The sequence below is a fragment of the Novosphingobium colocasiae genome, from assembly GCF_014652555.1.
Taxonomy (GTDB): Bacteria; Pseudomonadota; Alphaproteobacteria; order Sphingomonadales; family Sphingomonadaceae; genus Novosphingobium; species Novosphingobium colocasiae.
The window spans coordinates 114,853-123,137 of the sequence record NZ_BMZA01000011.1; the positions used below are offsets into that span (position 1 = coordinate 114,853).

The 8,285-nt window shown below is 65.4% G+C and carries 8 protein-coding genes; 1 reads left to right on the top strand and 7 read right to left on the bottom strand.

Translation table 11 applies throughout. The annotated features are described in order from the left end of the window. Positions 1–136 precede the first annotated feature (136 nt). From IE122_RS13920 to IE122_RS13950, 7 genes are all read right to left on the bottom strand, one after another. Complete coding sequence (locus IE122_RS13920) at positions 137–2,236, bottom strand: sodium-translocating pyrophosphatase (protein WP_189621776.1); 2,100 nt, start codon at positions 2,234–2,236, stop codon at positions 137–139. A 1,296-nt stretch (positions 2,237–3,532) separates the two neighbouring features. Continuing rightward, positions 3,533–4,405: a thiamine-phosphate kinase gene (gene thiL / locus IE122_RS13925; RefSeq protein WP_189621777.1), complete on the bottom strand. Its 873-nt coding sequence runs from the start codon at positions 4,403–4,405 to the stop codon at positions 3,533–3,535. Continuing rightward, positions 4,402–4,752 (bottom strand): endonuclease domain-containing protein, encoded by a 351-nt coding sequence (locus IE122_RS13930; protein ID WP_189621778.1) that lies wholly within the window; start codon positions 4,750–4,752, stop codon positions 4,402–4,404. Before IE122_RS13930 ends, thiL begins: the two co-directional genes overlap by 4 nt. A 108-nt stretch (positions 4,753–4,860) precedes the next feature. Further along, positions 4,861–5,304, bottom strand: a complete 444-nt coding sequence (nusB, locus tag IE122_RS13935) for a transcription antitermination factor NusB (protein ID WP_189621779.1) — start codon at positions 5,302–5,304, stop codon at positions 4,861–4,863. After that, positions 5,301–6,590 carry a histidinol dehydrogenase gene (gene hisD / locus IE122_RS13940; protein ID WP_189621780.1) on the bottom strand — a complete coding sequence of 430 codons (1,290 nt, stop codon included), beginning with the start codon at positions 6,588–6,590 and terminating at the stop codon, positions 5,301–5,303. Before hisD ends, nusB begins: the two co-directional genes overlap by 4 nt. Next, the gene (hisG, locus tag IE122_RS13945; protein ID WP_189621781.1) at positions 6,590–7,243 is read right to left on the bottom strand and encodes an ATP phosphoribosyltransferase; all 654 of its coding nucleotides are present in this window, start codon (positions 7,241–7,243) and stop codon (positions 6,590–6,592) included. Before hisG ends, hisD begins: the two co-directional genes overlap by 1 nt. Positions 7,244–7,279: 36 nt before the next feature. Beyond that, positions 7,280–7,552 carry a BolA family protein gene (locus IE122_RS13950; protein WP_189621782.1) on the bottom strand — a complete coding sequence of 91 codons (273 nt, stop codon included), beginning with the start codon at positions 7,550–7,552 and terminating at the stop codon, positions 7,280–7,282. Between the two features lie 39 nt (positions 7,553–7,591). Here IE122_RS13950 and IE122_RS13955 point away from each other — a divergent pair, with 39 nt between their 5' ends. After that, a complete protein-coding gene (locus tag IE122_RS13955) occupies positions 7,592–8,185 on the top strand; it encodes a DnaJ domain-containing protein (protein ID WP_189621783.1) in 594 nt (197 codons plus the stop codon). Positions 8,186–8,285 lie beyond the last annotated feature (100 nt).

The following is an 8,285-nucleotide window of genomic DNA, read 5'->3' on the forward strand; positions in this document are numbered from 1 at the left end:
TTACCGGGCGAGGGTCAACGAAACGCTAACGATACTTGCGGCCGGGCGCGGCGGTTGCGGGGCGTCGCGGCCAAGAAAAACCCCGCCCGGAGAGATCCGGGCGGGGCCAGTTTTCAAGCTGTCGCTGGTGGTGCGATCAGCCCGCCGCCATGGCTGCCAGCAGCAGCAGGGCGACGATGTTGGTGATCTTGATCATCGGATTGACGGCGGGACCGGCGGTGTCCTTGTAGGGATCGCCCACCGTGTCGCCGGTCACCGCGGCCTTGTGGGCGTCAGAGCCCTTGCCGCCGTGGTGGCCGTCTTCGATGTACTTCTTGGCATTGTCCCAGGCACCGCCGCCCGAGGTCATCGACAGGGCGACGAACAGCCCGCCGACAATGACCCCCAGCAGCAGCGCGCCGAGCGCGGCGAAGCCGTTGGCGCGGCCCGCCACCTGGGCGATGATGTAATAGACCGCGATCGGGGCCAGCACCGGCAGCAGCGAGGGGATGATCATCTCCTTGATCGCTGCCTTGGTCACCAGATCGACCGTGCGGGCGTAATCCGGCTTCTGCTCGTAGGTCATGATACCCGGCTTCTCGCGGAACTGGTCGCGCACGTCGACGACCACGTCGCCGGCGGCACGGCCCACGGCGGTCATTCCCATCGAACCGAACAGATAGGGCAGCAGTGCCCCCAGCAGCAGGCCGACGATGACGTAGGGGTTCTCCAGGCTGAAATCGACGTTCAGATCCGGGAAGAACTCCCTGAGGTCAGTCGTATAGGCCGCGAACAGGACCAGCGCGGCAAGGCCGGCCGAACCGATGGCATAGCCCTTGGTCACCGCCTTGGTGGTGTTGCCCACCGCGTCGAGCGCATCGGTCTTTTCCCGGACACTGTCGTCCAGCCCCGCCATTTCGGCGATGCCGCCGGCATTGTCGGTCACCGGCCCGTAAGCATCGAGCGCCACGACCATCCCGGCCAGTGCCAGCATCGCGGTGGCGGCATAGGCGATGCCCAGCAGCCCGGCGAGCTGGAAGGCACCGATGATCCCGGCGACAATCACCAACGTCGGCAGCGCGGTGGCTTCCATGCTGATGGCCAGACCCTGGATCACGTTCGTGCCGTGGCCGGTGACGCTGGCCTTGGCGATCGAGCGGACCGGGCGATAGTTGGTTCCGGTATAGTACTCGGTGATCCAGATGATCAGCCCGGTGATGACGAGGCCCAGCAGGGCGCAATAGAACAGGATGCGCCCCGAAAACACCTTGTCGCCCACGGTGATGGCGGTTTCCATGTCGCCCAGCGCATGGGAGATTGCCCACCAGATCGCCGGGACCGAAAGGACCGCTGTGACCAGGAAGCCCTTGTACATGGCGCCCATGATGTTGTTCGACGAGCCGAGCTTGACGAAATAGGTGCCGATGATCGAGGTGACGATACACACGCCGCCGATCAGCAGCGGCAGCGCCATCAGTTGCGCCAGCATCGGCGAACCGCTGAGCAGCAGCGCGGTCAGCACCATGGTGGCACCGACGGTGACGACATAGGTCTCGAACAGGTCGGCGGCCATGCCGGCGCAGTCGCCCACATTGTCGCCCACGTTGTCGGCGATCACGGCGGGATTGCGGGGATCATCCTCGGGAATGCCGGCTTCCACCTTGCCGACCAGGTCGGCACCGACGTCGGCGGCCTTGGTGAAGATGCCGCCGCCCAGACGCGCGAAGATCGAGATCAGCGAAGCGCCGAACGCCAGCGCGGTCAGCCCCTGGACCACGGTGCGGTCCGCGCCGCCCACGGTGTGGCCGGCCGGTCCCGTCAGGTACCAGTAGAACACCGCGATCGCGAGCAGGGCCAGCCCCGCCACCAGCATGCCGGTGATCGCGCCCGCCCGGAACGCCAGGGTCAGGCCCTGTTGCAGCCCGGTCTGCGCGGCAGCGGCGGTGCGCACGTTCGAACGCACCGAGATGTTCATGCCGATGAAGCCCGCCACGCCCGACAGGATCGCGCCGATGCCGAAGCCGGTTGCAGAAACGCCGCCAAGAGTGGCGGCGATGATGATGGCGACGACGACGCCGACGATGGCGATGGTGGTGTATTGCCGCTTGAGGTAGGCTTGGGCGCCTTCCTGGATGGCTGCGGCAATTTCCTGCATCTTCTCATTCCCGGCGGGAGAGCCGAGGACCTGGCGACTGGTGATGAAGCCGTAAACGACGGCCAGCAATCCCAGGACAATTGCAATCGTGACTAAGTTCACGCGAATGCCCCTTTCCCAAACTGTGTCTTTTTGTTTTTCGGCGGGTTTTCCCCGCTCGAAGGTGCAAGGGCTATAGACAAGCCGGAAAGCTGGCAAGCCGGTTATCCCGGATTTGTGCGGGGTGGTGCGTTGTTGGGTGGTGCCTTGGGGCAGTGCGCCAGCAAGCCTTCGCTCCGAGGGCCCAAGCCTAGTTTCGTCATTCCCGCGAAAGCGGGAACCCATCTCCTAAGCATGCCTTTGGCCCGGACGTCAGATGGGTCCCCGCATTCGCGGGGATGACGACAAGGGGAGCGAAGGCGCAGGTTCCCTTTCTTCGCTCGCGAAGTTTACAAAGGTTACACCGTGTAACTTTCGGAAAAGCCGATTTTCATTTTTGAATCAGTTGCTTGATGGGAAAAAGCGAAAGTTACACTTGGCGATGCCGAGAAACGTGTGGCCTTCTGACAATGGGAAAGAGCAGGGCGCACGGGTGCCGTTGCGGATTATGCCGCAGGTGCCGGATGTAGGAAAGTGTTAAGCTGGACGAGGGTGATAGGCGGCCGTCGCGCGCGGCATTTGTGTCCAGGCGGCCCGGAGAAGGAGATGGTTCACGCGGAGACGCGAAGGCGCAGAGGTGTTGCGCAGCGCCGCAGGCTTTCTCGCTGTTCAACGCCGGGGCAAACGCGCCGCCGAAAAGGACAGCGACGGTGGGCAAGCTTAACATCTTTGCGCCTTCGCGTCTCCGCGTGAACCCGTTTTCTTTTTGCTGGCCTGACCGCCCCAGGCGGCGTGGACAATTCGAACGTCCGGTTTCGCCGCATATTCTCCCGGAAGGTCGGGGGGATGGACCGAAGGCTCTACGCCGCTACGCGGGAGGTACAGGGGTGGTAGTAAAGTACGAAAGGCTGCTTGCGCCCAATTGCAGACGCCGACCGAGTGCGCCATGGTAGCGCCGTGACATCCGCTCGGACCATACTTATCATCACTTTTGCATGGATGGGGTCAGCATGCTCGCCGAGCATCTCATCAACGGCCTGCAAGGACCTGTCAAATTCGGATGCGGTGAAGTTGGCGCGACAACAAAAGCGCGAAATGCTAAGTCGTTCTTCCCGTCCTTATCAACAAAATTTCGCCTCCGACGTTGCCGAGTTGGCTGAAGACCCCACCGGCTACGTGGCGAAGGTTAGTTTCAAGGGGGCAGACGGTCGAACGCTTGTCGGATTGATCGACCAAGACTGTTACGTGGGGTGGACCGGGCATTGACCACTTCCCAGCAATGTCGGCCGTTCCAGTCAGTGCTGAATTCGTCCCTGCCGCCTAGTGCTGGTAGCCCAGCGGACTGTCCTGTTCGGGCTCTGATCCATCGACCGTGATCGCGCTGGTACCGGCGGGTGCCACCGCGCCGATCCGCCACGCCGCCACCGGCAGCGCCATGGCCGCGGGGGCGGTGAACAGGAGTTCGTAATCATCGCCCCAGCGCATCGTTTCGGCCCGGCGGACGGGATCCGCGACCGGCACCAGTGCGCTTTCTATCGCCAGCGTCACGCCGCTGGCTTTCGCCAGGCGCGAGGCGTCGAGCAGCAGCCCATCCGACACGTCCATCATCGCGGTTACCAGCGGGGCGAGCGCCCGGCCTTCGGCAAGGCGCGGCAGCGGGCGGCGGTACGCGGCGGAAGGTTCGGGCGTACCGTCGCGCAGTGCTTCGAAGCCGAGCATCGCTGCGCCGACCGGGCCGGTGAGGTAGAGCGCGTCACCCGCCTGCGCCCCGCTGCGCGACGGGACCGGGCGATGGGTGGCGCGGCCCAGCGCGGTCAGCCCCCAGCACCGCGCGCCGCCGCCCGATCGCACCGTGTCACCGCCAAGCAGGGGGACGTTGTAGGTATCCAGCACCTCGCGCAGCCCTTCGATGAACCGCGCGTCATCTTCACCCAGCGTATGGCCCAGCAGCACGCCGACCGGCTCCGCGCCCTTGGCGGCCAGGTCGGACAGGTTGGTGGCGACCAGTTTCCACGCGATGTCGGCGGGGTCCTGAGTGGGCAGGCAGTGGACGCCTTCGACCATCATGTCATGCGTGAGGACCAGCGCCTCGCCGCCGAAGTCGATCACCGCCGCATCGTCGTTCAGCCCGCGCGCCGCCGGGTGGTGGACGAGGGCGCGCAAGGCTTCGATGAAGGCGGGTTCGGTGGTCATGGCGAGAGTGTTTGCAGCAAACCGGCCAGATGCGCCATGCAACCTTGCGGGTTTTGCAGCACTTCGGCGTTCCAGAAGCGGATGACGCGATAGCCTTCCGCTTCGATCAGCCGGGTTCTGGCTCCGTCGATATCGGGGTTGTGCTGGCCACCGTCGATTTCGATGACAAGCTGCAGGCGATGGCTTGCGAAGTCCACGATGTAATGGCGCAGCGGTACCTGGCGGCGAAATCGGGCCGTGGCAAAGTGCTGGCGCAGCATTCGCCACATGGCGATTTCGGCATCGGTCGGATTATTGCGCAGTTGCCGGGCGTAAAGGATGGAGATCGGCGGTGCATGGCGTTTCATCTTCACCCCCATCCAAGCTTCGCTAGCTCCTGGCGGAGCAAGCTGCGCTATCCTTCCCCCATCAAGGGGGAAGGGTGAAGTTAAATTTCCTCCCCCTTGATGGGGTACTCAGCGCACCGCCTTGCCGACCGCGTCCAGCACGCCGTTGACGAACTTGGCTTCGCGCGCATCGAAGAAGGCATGGGCGACGTCGAGGTATTCGCTGATCGCCGCCCCGGTGGGGACGTCGGCGCGGGCAAGCAGTTCGAAGGTGCCGGCGCGCAGGATTTGGAGCATCGTCTTGTCGAGCCGGGTCAAGCTCCAGCCTTGCGCGAGTTTGTCGGAGATCAGCGCGTCGATCTCGTCGCGGCGGGCGATGACGCCTTGGACCACGTCGTCGAAGAAAGCGATCTCGGCCTTGGCGTACTGATCGTCGTCGATCGTCTGGCCCAGCCGGTGGCGGTGGAATTCGTCGAGCAGCGAAGCGACCGGAGTGGCCTCCATGTCATGCTGGTAAAGCGCCTGCACGGCAGCCAGACGGGCGGCCGCGCGGGCCTGTCCACGGGGTTTCATATGCCAAGCCTCAATTCGATGGAGCGCGCGTGCGCGGGCAGGCCTTCAGCGTCGGCCAGGGCGATGGCGGCCGGGCCGATGGCCCTGAGCGCCTGTTCGCCAACCTCGATGAAGCTGGTGCGCTTCATGAAATCGAGCACGGACAGGCCGGAGGAAAACCGCGCCCGTCGGCCGGTGGGAAGGACGTGATTGGGGCCGGCAACATAGTCACCCACCGCCTCCGGTGTCATCCGGCCGAGGAACACCGATCCGGCATGGCGGATGGCGTGCATCAGCGCTTCTGGATTGTCCGTCGCGATCTCGACATGCTCGGCGGCCAGCGCGTTGGCGAGCGCGGGGGCTTCGTCGAGGCTTTCCACCTCGATGATGACGCCGTGCTTGTGCCAGCTTGCGTCCGCGGTGCGGGCGGTGGGCAGCATGGCGATCTCCACCTGCACCCGGTCAGCGACGGTATCGGCGAAGACCGGATCGTCAGTGATGAGGATCGATTGCGAGGACGGGTCGTGCTCGGCCTGGCTCAACAGGTCGGCGGCGATCCATTCGGGATCGTTCTTCGCATCGGCGATGACGAGGATCTCGCTCGGCCCGGCGACCATGTCGATGCCGACGACGCCGTATAGCTGGCGCTTGGCTTCGGCCACCCAGGCATTGCCGGGGCCGGTGATGACATCGACGGCAGCGATCTTCTGCGTGCCATAGGCGAGCGCGGCGACGCCTTGCGCACCGCCGACCCGCCAGATCTCATCCACCCCGGCGAGATGCGCGGCGGCCAGCACCAGCGGGTTGATCGCGCCCTTGGGGGTCGGCGTCATCACCACCAGCCGTTCGACCCCGGCGACCTTTGCGGGAATCGCGTTCATCAGCAGCGAGGAGGGATAGGCCGCGCGGCCGCCGGGAACGTAAAGCCCGGCCGCATCGACCGCGCGCCAGATCGCGCCGAGGCGCACGCCGGCATCGTCCACGTAATCGCGGTTCTGCGGCAGTTGTGCCTCGTGGTAAGCGCGGATGCGCTGGGCTGCCAGTTCAAGCGCCGCGCGCAAGTCCGGCTGCAGCGCATCGAACGCTTCGCGGCAGACAGCGGCATCGATCCGCCAGCCACTGGTCTCCAGATCGTGGCCGTCGAACTTGCGGGTGTAATCGAGCAGGGCGGCATCGCCGCGCTGGCGCACGTCGGACAGGATCAGTGAGACATCGCGCGCCACATCGTCGGCACTTTCGCGCCGGTCTCGGACGAGGCGGCGGAACGCCTTGTCAAAGTCCGGCTGGCGGGTGGACAGCCGCAGCATCAGGCGGCTTCCTTGCCGGCCACCAGCGCGCGGAAGGCATCGACCAGCGCGGCGACCCGCTCGTCGGTCTTGAGCGCGGCGCGGTTGACGATGAGGCGCGCGGAAATATCGAGAATGCGGCTGGTTTCGACCAGGCCGTTGTCCTTGAGCGTCCTGCCGGTCGATACCAGATCGACGATCCGGCTCGACAGCCCGAGCGAGGGGGCCAGTTCCATCGCCCCGTTTAGCTTCACCACTTCGGCCTGGATGCCGAGCTTTTCGAAGTGGCGGCGGGTCAGGTTGGGGTACTTGCTGGCGATCCGCAGGTGCGAGGGCAGCGCGCCCTGAACCTCGCCCGCAGGCTCCGCAACGGATAGCCGGCAATGGCCGATGTTAAGGTCCACCGGCGCGTAAAGGTCTGAATAGGCGAATTCTTCCACCACGTCCGAGCCGACGATGCCGACTTGCGCGGCGCCATGGGCGACGAACGTGGCGACATCGAAGGCGCGCACGCGGATCAGCCGCATGTCGCTGCCTTCGACCGCGAAAGACAGCGCGCGCGATTTCTTGTCATGAAACTCGGCATCGGGGACGACCCCGGCGCGCGCCATCAAGGGCAGGGCCTCTTCAAGGATGCGCCCCTTGGGCACGGCGAAAGTCAGCGGCTGTGGCATGGGCGCGCCTTTAGGCTGGCCGGGGGAAAAGGGCAACTATTCGCCGGGCGCGCGGGCACGGATGGCGAGGGCGTGGACGCGTTGGCCGGGAATGTCGCCCAGCGCGGCGTTGATCATGCGTTGGCGCTGCACGCGCGAGACACCGGTGAAGGCGGCGCTCTCCACCTCGATGGTAAAGTGCGATTCGCCGCTGCCGTCATCGCCGGCGTGGCCTGAGTGGCTGGCGGAATCGTTGCTGATGTTCAGCGCGGTGGGGGCGAAGGCGGCACTGAGCAGTTGCCGCATTTCCTGTTCGATCGGTCCGGTCATGGCTTCCATTTAGACGCATCAGCCGCCATCTTGAAGCCGGTGAGACAAACTAGATTCCACGGCCGCCACGAGACCCGCGGCCGCACATGCGATTGGCCGGGCTGCGCGGAGGCGGGGGAATACCGCGCTCCGGGCGGCCGCGCGTCCGGGGCGGACGGGCCGGGAGACTTCCGCTGGTTCTGCCTCGACCACGTGCGCGAGTTCAATGCCGGCTACGACTATTTCGAGGGGATGAGCGCGGACGAGATTTTCCGCGCCCAGTCTCCGCTGCATGGCTGGGAGCAGCAGGCCCGCGCCTTTCGCCCCGATGCCGGGATCGACAGCACCCCGCGCTGGGCCGATTTCGCCGATCCGCTCGAAGCGATCAGCGCGCGCGCACGGGCACACGCCAGGCTGCGGCGCGAGGGCATGGCGGCGGCGCAAGCCGGCTTCACGCCCACCGAACAGCGCGCGCTCGAAGTGATGGGCCTTGGTGCGGATACTGACCGCCGGACGCTGCGGCTGCGTTATTCCCGGCTGCTGCGGCAGTATCACCCCGATCACAACGGCGGCGACCGGGGCCACGAACGGCGCTTGCAGCAGGTGGTGGAAGCCTATCAGTTGCTGAAACGGGCGCGCGCCTTCTTCGCCTAGGGTGGTGGAACCGAAGTTCGTCTCGTTACGTCACCCAGGGCTTGACCCGGGTGTGGATTCACATCCGAAGTGCAACGGGTTGAAAGTTTCGGCTGGAGTT